The sequence below is a fragment of the Labilibaculum euxinicum genome (genome assembly GCF_963678175.1).
In the GTDB taxonomy this organism is placed as follows: Bacteria; Bacteroidota; Bacteroidia; order Bacteroidales; family Marinifilaceae; genus Labilibaculum; species Labilibaculum euxinus.
Genome location: NZ_OY782756.1, coordinates 3754719 through 3770808 on the forward strand (window position 1 = coordinate 3754719; position 16090 = coordinate 3770808).

At 36.4% G+C, this 16090-nt stretch carries 12 protein-coding genes; 4 read left to right on the forward strand and 8 right to left on the reverse strand.

Going from position 1 to position 16090, the window contains the following annotated elements; all coding sequences use genetic code 11:
* Nucleotides 1–21: 21 nt before the first annotated feature.
* Nucleotides 22–2109, reverse strand: a complete 2088-nt coding sequence (locus ACY0M5_RS15010) for a T9SS type A sorting domain-containing protein (RefSeq protein ID WP_461629699.1) — start codon at nt 2107–2109, stop codon at nt 22–24.
* Nucleotides 2110–2411: 302 nt separating this feature from the next.
* On the opposite strand from ACY0M5_RS15010, the gene ACY0M5_RS15015 reads away from it, so the two are divergent.
* Nucleotides 2412–2792, forward strand: coding sequence for a response regulator (locus ACY0M5_RS15015; protein ID WP_124992799.1), 381 nt, complete (start codon nt 2412–2414; stop codon nt 2790–2792).
* A gap of 11 nt (nt 2793–2803) precedes the next feature.
* Here ACY0M5_RS15015 and ACY0M5_RS15020 read toward each other — a convergent pair whose 3' ends face one another.
* The 6 genes from ACY0M5_RS15020 to ACY0M5_RS15045 form a co-directional block, all read right to left on the reverse strand.
* Nucleotides 2804–3988: a SpoIIE family protein phosphatase gene (locus tag ACY0M5_RS15020; RefSeq protein ID WP_124992798.1), complete on the reverse strand. Its 1185-nt coding sequence runs from the start codon at nt 3986–3988 to the stop codon at nt 2804–2806.
* Nucleotides 3988–5841 carry a [Fe-Fe] hydrogenase large subunit C-terminal domain-containing protein gene (locus tag ACY0M5_RS15025; RefSeq protein WP_461629700.1) on the reverse strand — a complete coding sequence of 618 codons (1854 nt, stop codon included), beginning with the start codon at nt 5839–5841 and terminating at the stop codon, nt 3988–3990. Before ACY0M5_RS15025 ends, ACY0M5_RS15020 begins: the two co-directional genes overlap by 1 nt.
* A gap of 29 nt (nt 5842–5870) precedes the next feature.
* On the reverse strand, nt 5871–6122 hold the full coding sequence (locus ACY0M5_RS15030) for an NAD(P)H-dependent oxidoreductase subunit E (RefSeq protein WP_101307900.1): 252 nt from the start codon (nt 6120–6122) through the stop codon (nt 5871–5873).
* Nucleotides 6123–6248: 126 nt separating this feature from the next.
* Nucleotides 6249–7433 carry a SpoIIE family protein phosphatase gene (locus tag ACY0M5_RS15035; protein ID WP_461629701.1) on the reverse strand — a complete coding sequence of 395 codons (1185 nt, stop codon included), beginning with the start codon at nt 7431–7433 and terminating at the stop codon, nt 6249–6251.
* Nucleotides 7434–7442: 9 nt separating this feature from the next.
* Entirely contained in the window at nt 7443–9158 is a 1716-nt protein-coding gene (locus tag ACY0M5_RS15040; protein ID WP_156195975.1) for a [Fe-Fe] hydrogenase large subunit C-terminal domain-containing protein, read from the reverse strand.
* Nucleotides 9159–9758: 600 nt separating this feature from the next.
* On the reverse strand, nt 9759–10136 hold the full coding sequence (locus ACY0M5_RS15045; RefSeq protein ID WP_156195974.1) for a RidA family protein: 378 nt from the start codon (nt 10134–10136) through the stop codon (nt 9759–9761).
* A gap of 70 nt (nt 10137–10206) precedes the next feature.
* On the opposite strand from ACY0M5_RS15045, the gene ACY0M5_RS15050 reads away from it, so the two are divergent.
* The gene (locus tag ACY0M5_RS15050; RefSeq protein ID WP_461629702.1) at nt 10207–10779 is read left to right on the forward strand and encodes an anthranilate synthase component II; all 573 of its coding nucleotides are present in this window, start codon (nt 10207–10209) and stop codon (nt 10777–10779) included.
* A 51-nt stretch (nt 10780–10830) separates the two neighbouring features.
* Here the strand turns inward: ACY0M5_RS15050 and ACY0M5_RS15055 are convergent, their stop codons facing one another.
* Complete coding sequence (locus ACY0M5_RS15055) at nt 10831–13452, reverse strand: putative LPS assembly protein LptD (RefSeq protein ID WP_461629703.1); 2622 nt, start codon at nt 13450–13452, stop codon at nt 10831–10833.
* Between the two features lie 164 nt (nt 13453–13616).
* Between ACY0M5_RS15055 and ACY0M5_RS15060 the strand changes: the two genes are divergently transcribed.
* Both ACY0M5_RS15060 and ACY0M5_RS15065 read left to right on the forward strand, forming a co-directional pair.
* Nucleotides 13617–14795: an N-acetylmuramoyl-L-alanine amidase family protein gene (locus ACY0M5_RS15060; RefSeq protein ID WP_461629704.1), complete on the forward strand. Its 1179-nt coding sequence runs from the start codon at nt 13617–13619 to the stop codon at nt 14793–14795.
* A gap of 58 nt (nt 14796–14853) precedes the next feature.
* On the forward strand, nt 14854–16083 hold the full coding sequence (locus tag ACY0M5_RS15065; protein WP_461629705.1) for an MlaD family protein: 1230 nt from the start codon (nt 14854–14856) through the stop codon (nt 16081–16083).
* The last annotated feature ends 7 nt before the right edge of the window (nt 16084–16090 follow it).

A 16090-nucleotide genomic window follows, 5' to 3' on the forward strand; every position in this document is an offset into this window, starting at 1 on the left:
AAAATAGAATGAGACTATCTTTTACTTTGTCAGCAGGAGTTTTCTTTTCAAATCAACACCGTCAATATTCAAGTTTAAGATATAGACTCCTGAAGACAATCCATTCAGATTAAAATTAATCATACTTTCATAGCTGGAAACAACTCCTGAGCGAATCTGAGCTCCTTTTGTATCATATACCGTCCAAGTGGTTCGCAAGTAAATTATTTGGCTTAAATCAACCGTAAAAACACCACTGGATGGATTTGGATAAATCCTTAATAAATCATTATAGGTGGTTGTTATTTCTTTTGATGTTGAATTTATACCACACAAATTTTCAGCACTAAGTTTTATGGTATATTTTCCTGTTCCGGCATAAGTATGACTTGGACTTTCCTCCTCTGAAACTGCTCCGTCACCAAAATTCCAATTGTAGGTCATCCCTTCAACCGATGTATTAGTTATTTGAACCTTATTCAAATCAACCGTATAATCAAAATTTGCCACAGGAACATCCATAACCAAAACAGAACGAACAACACTATCAGCAACCCCATTCTTTCGCACGATTAATTTCACTTGTTTACGACCCAGGCTACTGTAACTCACAACATGAGGTCCTTTTTCTATTGAAGTTTGAGGAGTAGCTCCATCACCAAAATTCCAGTAAAACTCATCAGGTTCACCTAATGAAACATCCGTGAAAGTAACTTGAGATTCATAACAAATGCTATCTTTGGAAACAGTAATAACTGCTCTTAATCCTTTGTATGGATCAACACCATCAAGTGTTTCCACACCTAAACTCAACGGATCCAGCCAAAATTTCAATTGCTGATTTGCTTCGGAGTAATTCGCCCAACTTTCTGAAAACTTTGCAAAGTAATCGTATACCGGATTGTCACAATTCGCCTCTCCTCCTGTTAAATCTCCAATCAAACGATGATTCTCATCAAATAAAGGTGATCCGGAAGATCCACCTTCTGTAGTACCAATATCCCACTCCAAAATACACCAATGTGTATTCACATCAAATGTAAATTTAGTATCTGAATACGAATCCGTTATTGGAGAATCAAAATCCACAGATATCTTTTTTACGTCTCCATTGGGGTGATGAATACAGGTTGTGTTTGTGGGTACCCGGCCTGATCTATCCCAACCAGCATAATAAGGAGAATACGACGCAGGCGGTATTACTGAAAGTTCTAAAAGTGTAAAATCCAACCTGCTTGTTGTAGCAAGCAAACTTGATCCGGAGATAGATTGCGATTTTGAACCAACAGAGGATTCACAATCTACAGCTTCATAATTAAAAACAAAAATGGCAACATCTGCATCTTCCTGACTATTTACAGCATGATGGGCTGTCAGTAAAAAAGGCCGTCCATCATAGCCGGTATTATTTATCAGGGCACCCGACGCAATGTAACCACCATACAAAATATGGCAGACTGAGTGCTTTTCAACCTGCCATTCATCTCCTTCCGCACAATTAATATTTACATTACAGGTTCCTGATGATTTTAGCCGGGATTCGGCTCCTTGCAGCTGATTAAAAATATTTTTATAGTCATGCAGCACACTTCCAATTTCTATATCGGCAATAAAACCGGGATGCAAAGGTTCTATATATTCTACAGTTATTTCATCTCCCTGCAAAGGTTCAACCGAAAACCTGCCCGATTCTTTATTGTTTTTTTCATTGTATGCTCCAAGTATCCGGTTCGATTGATTATTGTACACAAACATCTGGCTGCCGGCCGGAATTCTAAATTTAGAAAAAATCAATCCTAAAGAATATGCTCCCGGCGACGAAATGGATATCCGCCAGACTCTTCTGCCATCGTTTAAAACTTGCCATTTACCTGAATTTAAAGCATTGTAGCTTGTTGTATATCGATAAGCATACTGTGCATGCTTCAGGTAACTTTTACCTTCAACCTGTTCATATGCCTTACTCATTGTTGCCATCTCGAAACGAGGCAAATAAATGGTTGACAATTCCGACTTTAACTTTCCTTTTTTAAATAAAGGTTCACCACCATAAGAGATTTGAGCCTTGGAGGAAACCCAAAAAAGAGTTAAGCTAATAAATAGCCCGAATTGAATAAATTTAGAGATCATGCAGGTATATTTCAATCAATAATTATCAAAAATAGCAATTAAGAAAGAAATGTCAACCTATTACCGACAAACAATCGGTATGACCTAATCTGTTTCACCAAATCTATTTCAAACACGACAGTAAATCGTATGAAAACAAATATGATAGTCACTTGATATCATTTTTTGGTAATTCAAAATAAATATTTAACCAACTGTCTTTTTAAAGGGATTCTATATAGAGCATCTTCTTTTGAATGCTAATAATTTTATATAAATTTGAATTAAGTCAAAAACCAATTTAGCGCACCAAACTATACCTCATGAATTTAATCGAACGTAATTGGTCCTCAAAAACCATTCTTATTGCAGAAGATGTAGAATCCAATTTTCTTTTTTTGGAAGAGGTAATCCGAAAAACAGGGGCTGAAGTTCTCTGGGCAAAAAACGGGGAGGATGCTATTGAAATGTTCAACTGCAATAAGGTTGACTTAATATTAATGGACATTCAAATGCCACTCATGAACGGTTTTGAGGCAACAAAAATCATCAAGAAACAAAATCCAAAAATTCCAATAATTTCGCAAACAGCATATGCAATGTCCGAAGACCGGGTTAAGAGTCTGAACGCCGGTTGTGATGATTATATTGCCAAACCAATACCAAGTCAAAAATTATTAGACTTACTTTCTGTTTACATTTAATTACACCTGAGCTAAATAAAGGTTAGAGTAACATCTTTTAAAAATTTATCTTCAAGAAGACTTACTATTCTTTTTACAACTGTTCTTCTGATCTCCAATTCAATAGGTAAACTGGGATCCTGATGAGCAAAATTAATTCTTGTTCCGGAAATAATAGAGATTTTATCACTCTGTAAAAGATAGTGAACTATCTGATCAGCAGGCCCGTCTCCCAAATCATAATCACTGTTGTAATCCCCAAGAATCCGGGCAACTTTTCCAATCGTTAAAATGCCTTCGGTAACCAAATTTATACTTTCCATATAAGATGCCGGCGGAAGTTCCGGATCCGTAATTTTCATTCCGGCGGCAAATTTTAAATTTAATTCGCGACCCAAAATTTCGGCCGTTGTTCCTCCGCAAATAATTTTTTTCCCTTTAAAATGATACACTCTCATGGCCAGCTCAGCATCCTTATCCTTTTCGTAAGGAGGACCCGTGCAAATTAAAAGTTTACGCGGTTCCCGATAATAGATTACACCGGCACTTGTATCGTCCTTTAGCTCATCCTGATCGTTTCTGGCCGCTTTTTTCACTAACTGCATGCCCAAATTACGGGCAGATATGTAAGGGGTCGATTTTACAATATTGGTGACAAATTTTAAAGCACTTTCATGTCCCCATCCAAAAGGCAATTCCCTGCTTCCCATTCCCGACTGCATAATTCCATCGGACCAAAACAGAATACGGTCTTCTTTTCGCGCAGTAAATTCACAGGTTCTAAGTTCTTTTCCTTGATTTTCTTCACTGTCAAGCAGAATTGTCCTCCATCCCGGATCGAAAACCTCAGAACCACGCATCACCACACACAAGGGATTATCAAACTCAATGATACGTGTTGTTCCATCAAATTCAATATCAATTATGGTGAAGGTTGAATAGCTTACTTTTCGAACGCTGCAAACAGGAAGCGTGTTCATGATTATTTCGGCAATGGTTTTTACATCTTTGTGTTCTGCTGTAAAATTCATCGCCATTGATGCAGTCAATGTTGCCAGCACATTGGCCTTCACTCCACTTCCCATGCCATCACTCAACACGGCAATTGTCCTGTTTTCCTCTTTAATTCTCTTCGAGAGAAACACATCACCGCAAATCATTTCACCATGATGAAAGAGTTGCTGACAGTCGATATCTATATGAAATTTCTCGTCCATTATTCGCCTTTCCCTTCTTCCCCTGAAGCATGGGATTTAATGATCGAGCTTAGTAATTTTTCCGTTTTGGAAGCACTCTCACCCAATAAAAAAGCGATTTGCTGCACTGTTTGAAGATTCTCTTTAATAACGGCTCTTGCTCGGCCAATAACCTCTTCTCTCCTTACTTCAGGAGCATATAAATCGCGAATAATACCACCAACAATCTTATTCTTTTTAATGGTAAAAACCGAAACATTGAACAACCTGTTTCCAAAATGTACATCCTTGTTTAAGATATCCTCTCCATTCAAAATTACTGTGGAAAAGAATTTATGAAAACTGATCAATTTTGTTAAATCTGCATCAACTAATCCGGGAATAATTTCATTCAGCATTCGGGTCTCTTCACCCAATAAATCAACGAAAGTTTTATTCGACTCAATTACTTTCAGCCTTTCGTCGACAATTACAACTCCCGAAGGAAGTTTCTGTAACATGGCCGACACCGTTTCTGAAGCTTCCTGCGCTATAATCCTTTCTTCGTTGGCAATTCTTTCCGATTCCTTTAATGCCGCTTTTGTTTTAGTTAACTGCGCATTTGCATTTCCCAGCTCCTTAATATAGCTGTTCATATTTTTAATTGTAAAGGAAGAACACATCTCATAATTGGCCAGCCCCTGACATTTTGCAATCGCAAACTCCCTGCAAGACTCATATCCACAGGAACCACATCCCAATTGATCTTCAATTTTCCCTTTTCCCATCTCCACCAATACTTCCAATATTTCTTCTTCTGTAGGAACAGGAAGCTCCCTTCCTTTCGATTTAAATCCCCGGGTTAAATCAAGATCACTGTATTCATCAATTTCTTTCTGCCATTTAATCTCATCAAGAGTTTTTAACCTTTTGCGCACGTAACGAATTACTTGAGACCGACGAGAGAATTTTCGCCCTCCCGGCGAAGTTCCAGGTCCCATAATACAACCTTCGCAATAAAATAAATCAAGATGCTGGTTCAAATCATGCTGAGTTTTAAACTCATTGATCGACCTCAAAAAATTGTTTCTTCCCTCAGTACTAATAATCCCACCATTCAGCATGGATATATCGATATCTGCAGCCTGAAACAGACCATGACTAATTGGAAATAAACCTCCTAAACGAGCGAATGGAGGATCAAACTCTGAGAATTCAACTGAGTTTTCCGAAACTCCGTACTCTGTAAACAGCTTTCTTAATTCGGCAAAACTTAAAACTGCATGAACACTTCCGTCAGTTCCATTAAATGCTTTCACATCATCTTTACTGGCAACGCAAGGCGATAAAGAAACAATCTTAACATTTTTGCCATACTTTTTTCGTACCACTTTTGCCATGGCAATACCAGGCGGTACAATTGGGGCCAGATTATCAACTAATCCGGGATGAAAATTCTCAATATTATTTACCAGAGCCGGACATTTTGTTGAGATATAATACTTCCCATGGAAATTTGCGAACAGTTCCTTGTAGCGGTAGGCCACCAAATCTGCACCAAAAGCAGCTTCAACAACGTAATCAAAACCCAAAGCCCTAATCATACCAACAAAATTCCGAAAGTCCAGAATATCATCAAACTCACCTGAAATACTTGGATCACATATGGCAACTACAGGCTCGGTATCAGCTAACAATTGCTTAACCAAATCTTCCGAACTTCTATATTCTATCGCATTTTGAGCACAAACAGTAACACAATTTCCACAACCAATACATCTGCTTTTAATGATGTTTGCAAAATCATCCTTTATTTTAATTGCTTTGGCAGGACAAACCCGAATACACGTATAACTAAGATTACACTTGTTCTTATTGGTTACAATTAATGGCATAATGAGTTTTTTAGGATTGAGAGACTTAATTAAACGAGCCCAAAAACACCGTTTAATATTTCAACGACACTATCCGGATCGACTTCCTCGTGCAGTTCATCTCCAATTTTTAAAATAGGTCCTTTGGCACAATTTCCTGTACACAATTCACCATGAAAGAACACCTTGTCTTTCAATTTATTTTCTTCTAAAAAGGTATTAATTGCTTTTAAAGCTTTCCCGTTACCTCTTGAAAAACAAGAACTTCCCAAGCAAATGGTAATTTCGATTTTTTCGGCCATTTAGTAATTGTCTTTATGATCTGTTTCATGAGGATTGTTACTTTCTTCCAATTCACCAACAAGACTACCCACCAAATGGAAATTCAATCAACAATACCCCATGTTTAATATGGGTTATATTTCATTTTAAATATAACTAAGATCTACTTCTTTTAAAAACTTTTCCTCCAGTAGAGCAACAATATTCTTTACAACGGTTCTGCGTATCTCTAATTCCATTGGTAAATTAGGATCCTGATGCGCAACATTTATCTTTGTTCCATTGATAATAAAAATTTTATCACTTTCCAATAAAACCCGAACCAGCAGATCCGCCGGACCTTGTCGCAATGATGAATTTTGTTTGTAATTTTTAAGTAAGCGATATACTTTGCCCAAAGTTAAAATGCCCTCGGTAACCAAATCAATACCATTAATATGTGATATTGGCGGCAATTCCGAATCAGTAATTGTTAATTCAACCTCAATTGGAACCTGAATTTCACGAGAGATAATCCCGGCTGTTGTGCCCCCGCAAACCACCTTCTTACCCACAAATTCGACAACTTGTTTTGCCAACTGCGCATCCTTCGATTTTTCGTAGGGAGGTCCCGTACATATTAATAAATTTCTGGGTTCCCGAAAATAAAGTACCCCGCATGAAGTATCATCTTTAGGTTTATTTCCATAATTAGCACAGGCCCGGTCAACAACCGAAGCACCCAATTGCCGGGCAGATATAAATGGCTGTCTTCGAATCAATCCTTTTACATACGCATCCAGATTATCCAAGCCCCAGCCAAATGGCAATCGCGTACTTCCCATTCCCGAATTGGTAACTCCATCGGAGCAGAATACAATCCTGTCTTCTTTCTGAGCCATAAACCGATATGAATACAGTACTTTTCCTTCATTGCGATCACCCGTAAGACTTAACTCTTCACAATCGGGGATAAAACTTTCCAATCCACGCAAAATCAGACATTCCGGATTATCATATCGAATAATCCGGGTCTCACCATCGCATTCAATTTCAACAATAGTAAAAGTAGAATAACTTGCTTTTCGTTTGCTGCAAACCGGAAGAGTTTTCATAATTACTTCGGCCGCTTTACGAATATCTTTGTTCACTTTCATGTAGTTCAGAATCATCGATGCAGTAAGTGTACCCAGCACGTTCGCTTTAACACCACTTCCCAATCCATCTGATAAAACAAGAATTGTTCGTCCCTCCTCTTTTATTTTCCGCGACATAAACACATCGCCACAAATGGACTGACCATTAAAGTTCTTTTGCTGGCATTCTACTTCTATGTAAAAATTGGATGACATAAATGACTGTTAATCTTGTGAGAGACTGTAAAATTCAACGATGGAGTTCAGCATTTCCTCTGTTTCCGAGGCATTCTCTCCAAGTAAGTAAGCAATTTTCTGCACTGTTTCCAGATTTTTTTGGTTTACAGATTTTGCTCTCGATATCACTTCTTCGCGTTGAATAAAAGGTTGCGACATGTCCCGAAGAATAGCTCCTACTATTTTATTTTTGTGAATACTGAAAAGTGTAATGTGAAACATTTTGTTACCAAAACGAATATCTTTCTCCAAATTATCAACACCCGTTGAAAGTGCCGATGAAAACAACTTGTAAAAAGGAGCAATTTTATGCAAATCAGCATCCACTAAACCGGGAACTGTTTCATACAATTGTTCAATCTCGGCTCCCATCATTCTGGAAAAACTAAGATTCGCCTCTATAATTTTCAATTGCTCGTTGACAATTACAACTCCCGAAGGAATTTTACGCAAAAGTGCTGATGATTTATCATGCGCAATTTTTCGCATGTAGGATACACACATGTTTGGCTCCGACCGATCTTCAAGCAGTGCTCCTGCAAACTCCCTGCAGCTGTTGTAACCACAACCGCCACAATTAATTTCATCTTTATCGGAGTACTTCCCAACCATGGTTAGTGCTTCTTTTATACTACTCTCAGCATGTTCTCTTCGCTCTATTGGGAGAATAGAATCAAAAGTTCTTTCAATTGAAAAATCAGTTTCCAACTGATAAGCCTGCTCTTTACCAAGCTTATTGATTACCTCTAAACGTTTAATCGCAGTTGAATAGGACTTACTGGTTCCCGGTCCATTAACACAACCGCCATCGCAGGCCAAAAGTTCCAAAAACATCACATTCGATTTCTTGTACTTATCCAGATCAACTAAAACGGATTGAATGTTGGTAATTCCGGAGAAAGTCATATAAACAGCATCGGTTGCGGTTGTGTTGTTCTTCACGCCCATTATCATTCCTCCATCTATTGGGTAAAGTACGCCTCTTCCTGCTTTTCCCGGAACAAAAACCTCTTCTTTCTCGTCCTCCGAAAATAAATAAGGATCGATATTTTCTTCTTCGAACCATTTCCTTAAATCCGAAAATGTGAGTGCCGCATCCAACAATTCAGGAAACTGATCACTCTCGGCTTTTTTTGCGATACAAGGGCCAATAAAAACAACATGAGTATCATCTCCATACCGGTTTTTAAGGTATTTGGAATGGGTTAAAAGTGGTGATAAAAACGGGGTTATGTAATTTTTATATTTTGGATAATGTTTACAGATCATCTCAACAACCGATGGACATGCCGAAGAAATATAAATTCCTTTATCCTGTTTTCCGATAAATTCAGACACTTTTTTTGAGACCTCCTGAGCTCCCAATGCAGTTTCAGACACATGTGCAAATCCCAATGATTTTAAAGATGCTGCAATTTGCCCGTCGGACAAATTTGGAAATTCGGTAACAAATGATGGTGCCAATGAAACAATTACTTTTTGATTGCGCTTCAATAAACCCTTTACTTTATTTACATCGCTGCGAACTTTCTTGGCATTTACCGGGCAAATTAAGGTACAGGTTCCGCAGTAAATACAATCATCGTGAAGAATCTGAGCTGAATTATTAACCACCTTAATGGCTTTCAATTTACATTCCCTTATGCATTTGTAACAATCCTGACAATCGTTTTGCTCCGTATAAACAGGCTTAAAGACATCCATATTATCCTCCTTGTGTTATCTGTATCAATCAACCAAGAGCTTCTGCCCCTTTGACCTTTAGTCATACAAATCTCAGAATTTATGTTTTAGATATCAGATATTTAATACTATTCTAGAACACATAAATACTATTCATATGAATTTTAAATAGTCTGCATGTATTTCTATTTCATTGCGAAACAAGGATTTAATCAGATTGTAATCATACAAATCAACAATACCCCTCGGTTAAAATATACTGGAATAGGCAACACTCGAACCAATCTATTAAAACCTTCATGCAGCCTTTATTCATCCCTACTCCTATCTTATTATATTCTGTGACTGTTTCAAAATCCACCTCCAGTATTTATTCCTATTATCGGTTCACTCCATCCTCTATTCTCTAGTTTTATTCGTAAATTGATAAGAATATTTCATTATACAGCGAGAGAAATTCACAAGTTTATAAAGGAAATTCATAAATGTATGAGAGAAAATTTATACTGTATTAGAGAATTCCTTTATCCAAACTTATCTTTTATTTAATTACACAGTAAAAAGATAAAGGCTGCCAATTCAAAAAATCAGCAGCCTTTACTTATTTTATTTACAGTGAATTTATTTCACAGCAATGGTCTCTATTTCAATTAATGCTCCCAAAGGAAGATCCTTAACGGCAAAAGCAGCACGGGCAGGACATTCTTCTTTGTAATATTCGCCATAAACGGCATTCATTTCAGCAAAACCAGAAATGTCACTCAATAAGCATGTCGATTTAACAACATCCTTGTAGGTATAGCCTGCTTCTTCTAAAATATAACCGATATTTTTCATTACTTGTTCGGTTTGCTCCTTAACACCGCCTTCTACAAATTTTCCTGTTGCAACATCAACAGGAAGCTGACCTGAAATGTAAAGTGTTCCGTTAGCTTCGACAGCCTGGCTGTATGGTCCGATTGCTTTTGGTGCCTTTTCTGAATTAATAGTTTTTTTCATTTTGTTTACTCTTAGTGTTTGTAAAAAATTCGCTTATTTTGCGACATCAAAGTTAAAATAAAAAGCTTAAATGAGAATAGTAATCATAGATAATTACGACTCTTTTACCTACAATTTGGTTCATATCGTTGAGCAGTTTTGTGAACAGGTAATTGTTATGCGAAATGATGATATAGACTGGAAACAAATAACAAAATGCGACAAACTTATTTTTTCTCCCGGCCCCGGACTACCAAGAGAAGTAAAAGTAATGAGTGAAATATTGGATCAATATGCCAATTCAAAACCAATACTTGGCGTTTGTCTGGGTATGCAATACATTGGCGAATACTTTGGTGCTGAATTAATCAATCTGAAAGAAATTGTTCACGGTGTTCCAAAAACTACATTAATTGCCGACGACAACGAACTTCTGTTTAAGAATATTCCTTCTCAGTTCGATTCGGGCAGGTATCATTCCTGGGCATTATCGAAAAATAATTTCCCTGAATGCCTTCGTATCACCGCTGCCGATAAACAGAATGTGATTATGGCCATCCGCCACAAAAAATTCGATTTATGCGGTGTTCAGTTTCATCCTGAATCCATCATGACACAGTATGGCAAAGAGATTCTTAAAAATTGGATTCTCAATCAGGCATAAAAAAACCAGCATGAAAACATACTGGTCTAATAATATTATTAAATTTTAGCGTTAAAAATTCACATCCTGCCAAGCCTGTTTCTTTTCGTATTTTAAATCTGCCAAAATTGAAGATTCCACATTAATTCGGAAGTTATAGGATTGATACGCCCCAAATGGTATGGTATTGAAAGACATTTGCCAACAGTGCAGGTCACGGGTAATCGTGAATTGAGAAGAGGTTACTTCTTTTGCTGTAAAATCATATCCAGATGAAAAACTAACCTTCCACTTTGGTGTTAAACTAAAATTTCCATTCACACCCATTCTCTGTCCAACTGTACTTCTTGATGTTGGTTTCGAATAAGTCCAACCGTAATCAATAGAGAACGACCAGGGAATATCAAAATCAACATATCGGGTATCTCTCCAAGGTTCAGCAGACTTATCATCTTTTTTGTCCTTCCCACTATCTCCCTTCAGGTCTTTTGACGACAATCTAAAGCCCAAATCGATAGAAGCATTGGTTAATCGTGGGCCAAACTCATTAATTCTAATATTATTTGCATTAAGTTTATACGGATCGACGGTTGAACGTACACTTAAATCCAATTTTTGATTAAAAAGCTTGGTTCTTCCCGACATTTGAATGTAAGACCAGTTCAATGAATCTGCAAACATGCTATATGAGGTAGAAAATTTCAAGCTCTCAATAATCTTTACCTTTTTAAATTCTTCTGTTCCGGTTGAATCATTTGCCGTACGCATTTTTGCCTCAACATTATTATCCAAACCAAAACTAATACTTCCCGATTCCTGTGCTCCTGTTGGAGTTCCATACACACTCCCCTCAAATATTGAATATTCAACATCTTTATCAGTAGCTTCGTTTCGGTAAGTTTTGTAATATTTACTTCTGGGAATACCAATTTCAGGCGTATAACTCACACTAATACTTGGAGTCATTACGTGTCTGATAGCTGCTAATTTTGAGCTTTCCTTAAACGTATACATTCCATAAATTTTCGGACTTAAGGAAAGCGAGGCACTGGTTGAATAATTGTGTGCATATTTAAAACCCTGAATCGTATCCGTTCGAACACCACCTTCTCCATCCTTTAAGGTGGCATCCCAGCTTTTCTTGACCGATTTAGAATACAAAACACCTTGATAATTTAATGTTGGCGAAAGAGTAAGATCTTTCGTTAATTTAAAGTTCGTACTAATTGGAATACTATGTTGATAACCATTTTGCCAATCTTTAACCAATGAAGAACTCATCAGTTTTTTTTCCTTCGTATTGATTTTATTTTCCAATTTTGAAGAATAGCTCACTCCCACCTTATCATACCATTTCAAATTGGTACTTTTCCCTTTTACCCGAAACGGGTAAATTTGTGTCATATTTAATGACATACTGGGCAAGGTAAGTGAAATAGAAGTATCTCTGCTATTCTGAGAGTGACGAAAACTGGCATTCAAACTAAACGGACTGTCTGCCCATTTTTTACTGTATGAAATACTTGATTGCTTCTGGTTATTTGTAATTTTCTGTATTGATTGTGAGTTGTTTCTATCATTATTACTGGTAGAAAAGTTAACCGAAGCAGAAAATGTTCGATACGGATTGGCCTTCGCATCTTGAGTATGATTCCAACGAATCGCAAAATCGGTCGACTCCGAAAAATCGGCCAACCCCTTATCACCATAAGTATTGGAATGATATTCTGCAGCAACCCGGCCATTGAACCGGTATCTCTTTTTATAACTCGATTCCATATATCCACCCCACGATCCGTTGGCGAAAATATCACCAGTCACTGCCAAATCCAGATATTCATTAATCGCCCAATAATAACCTCCTCCGCGAAGATTGAATCCTCTTCGCTGCTCTTCTCCATAACTAGGAACAATAATTCCTGATGAATAGGAAGAACTAAAAGGAAACATAGCAAAAGGCAAACCGATAGGCAAAGGCACATCTTCCAACACCAGATAAAGAGGCCCTGAAACAATTTTATCATCCTTAATCATCTTAGCTTTTGTCATTTTCACATAAAAATGCGGATGAGGATGATCACAGGTCGTATATTTTCCATTTCTAAGATAAAAAGTTTTGTCATCAATACGCTTGGTAATTTCAGAATGAACGAATCCACCTTCCTGCTCGGTAATAATTTCATTCACCAACCCCTTGCCTGTGTCAAAATTGTATTTAAGCTCCTTACATGTAAATTCTTCAGCACCATCTTTAAACTCAGGAGTATCGATAAATGTTCCGGTTGAATCTTTTATCCCGTAAGCAAAAGCTTCTTTCTTTTCCAAGTCAAGCTCGATGTAGTATGCTCTTAACTCAATCTCACCATATTTTACAAAAGCATTCTTAGTTAAAAACACCTTTTGTCCGGTAAGGGAAAAAACAATTGTATCATCGGAATTGTATTCAATAGTTGCTTCAAAAAAAGCTTTTTTCTCCTTTTTAACAGAATCAGACACTAAAGTATCCGACGAAACTTTTAACAAAGTATCTTTTTCAGATATTTTATATTCCAATAAATGTGAAACAGCCTCAGTATTCCACTCTGTAATTGGTTGATAATTACCATAATCATTAGTCAGATTAACAAACCCGAAGCTGCTCAATGGAAATACTATTCCAATGAAAATAATAAAAACCCTTTGTAGTAATTTCAATTGCAATTTTTATCTGTTATTTTTGTAGAATAATCGAATTAAATGGCGCCAAGTCCGTTTGACCAAATTTAACAGTCACGCTTTCTTAGGACGCCAAAAATACAAATAAAAGTGCTATATTCCCTAATCGAAACGAACTTCAAAAACATTTTTTAAGTTCTTTTATGAAGATTTTTCTAATGAACATTATTCCAGAATATATATATCGTGGTCTAATTACAAGATCATCAGTCGTTTTATTACTGCTATGCGCCATTATTCTACAACCTTTTGTTGGAATGTCGCAAAGCAGTCATTCCAAGATCAATACTGTAGTAATTGATGCTGGCCATGGGGGGAAAGACCCTGGTGCAATAAGCAAAATCATTAACGAAAAGGACGTTGTTCTAAGTATTGCACTTAAATTAGGCACTTATATAGAAAAATACTTCCCTAATGTTAATGTAATTTATACGCGAAAAACTGATGTTTTTATTCCATTAAATAGAAGATCGGAAATTGCAAACCAAAACAAAGCAGATTTATTCATATCTATTCATGCAAATGCAAATGATAATCATTCCATTAGCGGCACAGAAACCTATACATTAGGATTGCATAAAACCAAAGAAAATCTAGCGGTTGCGATGAAAGAAAATTCTGTTATGCTCTACGAAGATGATTACAGTACAAAATATGAAGGATTCGATCCAAAAAATCCTGCCTCCTATATCATCTTTAATCTATTACAAGGTATGAATAGGGAAAACAGTATTAACTTGGCAGAATTCACCGAATTTCAATTTAAAACAAGAGTGGGTCGTCACTCGAGAGGTGTTCGTGAAGCCGGATTCTGGGTTCTGAAGCAAGTTAGTATGCCATCTATACTAGTGGAAGTTGGTTTTGTCTCGAATCCTACCGAAGCCAATTACCTGAAGCATTCTGAAAATCAGGATTATCTTGCCAGTGCAATTTTCAGGGCTTTTCGCGATTACAAAACTAAAGTTGAAGAATCGAGCGTAGTTTTGGAAAGGAAAGAAGAATTGGTTCGTATTGATACAACTATAGCAACGTCAGTAATTAATGAACCGGAAACAAATCCGCAACTCGAATATTGCATTCAGATAAAATCGTCAACAAAACAAATACCATTAAATTCTACAGCCTTCAATCAGCTTGAAAATATTAAAGAACGTATGAGCGATGGAGTTTATAAATATACCGTTGGATCTACTGACAAATACAAAGAGATTGTTATCCTCCAAAAGGAAATTAGAAAAGTAATTAATGACTGTTTTGTGGTTGTATTTTACAATGGAGAACGTATTTCCCTGTCAAAAGCGAAAAAACTTCAAAAAACATAAGTAGTTTTGCCATTAAAATTATCCACAACCACTCAATCTGAAATTAAAATACCGAATTATGAAATTTTCAAAAGACGCAAAAATAGGACTTGTTGTTATTGGAGCCATTGTAATTTTAATTTGGGGTGTAAACTTTCTGAAAGGATTTAATGTATTTTCCAGCGAACAAGTTTTTTATGCAAGATACGAAAGGGTTGATGGGCTAAAAAAATCAAGCTCAGTTACTCTAAAGGGCTATAAAGTAGGCCAAATTAAATCCATCAAATTTAGCAGTGCATCAGCAGATCATCTTCTTGTTGAATTTGCTATCTCTAATCAATTTAAACTTCCTGCTAATTCGGTTGCTCGTATTGAGAGTGCAGACATCATGGGCACAAAGGAGATTAAAATTATACCCGGCAAAGGGAAAACTCTGCTTCAAACAGGCGATACAATTAAAGGAAGTATTGAAGGTGATTTAAAAGAACAGGTGAGTATGCAGATGTTGCCGCTGAAGAAAAAGGCCGAAAAATTAATGTCTGGTGTTGATTCGGTGCTTACAGTAATACAATATATATTTAATGAGAATACACGTGATAATTTAAGAAAAAGCTTTGGCAGTATCGAACAAACCTTTAAAAAACTTGAAAATGCGTCGGGAACACTTGACACTATAATGACAGGACAAAAAAGTCATTTTGAAAATATTTTCGCAAATGTAGATTCAATAACAGGAAATTTAAAAGACAACAATAAAAACGTATCTACAATTCTATCTAATTTTTCAAATATTAGTGATTCCTTATCGGCTACAGATATTGCTCAAACCATAAATAATGCAAAAGCAACCCTTAAACAAACCAATGAAATTCTTGAAAAAATAAATTCAGGAAAAGGTTCTATGGGCTTATTAATTAATAACGATACTTTATACACAAATCTGGAAGCTGCTTCAAACGGTCTAACCAATTTACTGATTGATGTAAAAAACAATCCTAAAAAATATATGCACTTTTCATTATTTGATACTGGAAAAACCGTTTATATGGATTCTGAAAAATCTCAAAAGAAAAAAGACAAAGAGAATCACGTTTACTATAAGGTTCAGATTATGTCTTCTGCCTCTCAAATACCTTTGGATGACACAGAATTTAAAGGACACAGAAAGATTGAAGAAATCTATTTTAACGGAAAGTATAAATATACAATTGGGGAAACACAAAACTATAAGGATATTATCCGACAACTTAAAAAAATTCGTGATGATTTTCCAGATGCCTTTGTAATTAAGATAAGCCCTGAGAATTGATTTATAT

Coding starts and splice junctions, on each gene's coding strand:
- ACY0M5_RS15025 (WP_461629700.1), bottom strand. CDS start 5,841: ATGCCATTAATTGTAACCAATAAGAACAAGTGTAATCTTAGTTATACG.
- ACY0M5_RS15060 (WP_461629704.1), top strand. CDS start 13,617: ATGAAGATTTTTCTAATGAACATTATTCCAGAATATATATATCGTGGT.
- ACY0M5_RS15030 (WP_101307900.1), bottom strand. CDS start 6,122: ATGGCCGAAAAAATCGAAATTACCATTTGCTTGGGAAGTTCTTGTTTT.
- ACY0M5_RS15045 (WP_156195974.1), bottom strand. CDS start 10,136: ATGAAAAAAACTATTAATTCAGAAAAGGCACCAAAAGCAATCGGACCA.
- ACY0M5_RS15035 (WP_461629701.1), bottom strand. CDS start 7,433: ATGTCATCCAATTTTTACATAGAAGTAGAATGCCAGCAAAAGAACTTT.
- ACY0M5_RS15010 (WP_461629699.1), bottom strand. CDS start 2,109: ATGATCTCTAAATTTATTCAATTCGGGCTATTTATTAGCTTAACTCTT.
- ACY0M5_RS15040 (WP_156195975.1), bottom strand. CDS start 9,158: ATGGATGTCTTTAAGCCTGTTTATACGGAGCAAAACGATTGTCAGGAT.
- ACY0M5_RS15020 (WP_124992798.1), bottom strand. CDS start 3,988: ATGGACGAGAAATTTCATATAGATATCGACTGTCAGCAACTCTTTCAT.
- ACY0M5_RS15065 (WP_461629705.1), top strand. CDS start 14,854: ATGAAATTTTCAAAAGACGCAAAAATAGGACTTGTTGTTATTGGAGCC.
- ACY0M5_RS15050 (WP_461629702.1), top strand. CDS start 10,207: ATGAGAATAGTAATCATAGATAATTACGACTCTTTTACCTACAATTTG.
- ACY0M5_RS15015 (WP_124992799.1), top strand. CDS start 2,412: ATGAATTTAATCGAACGTAATTGGTCCTCAAAAACCATTCTTATTGCA.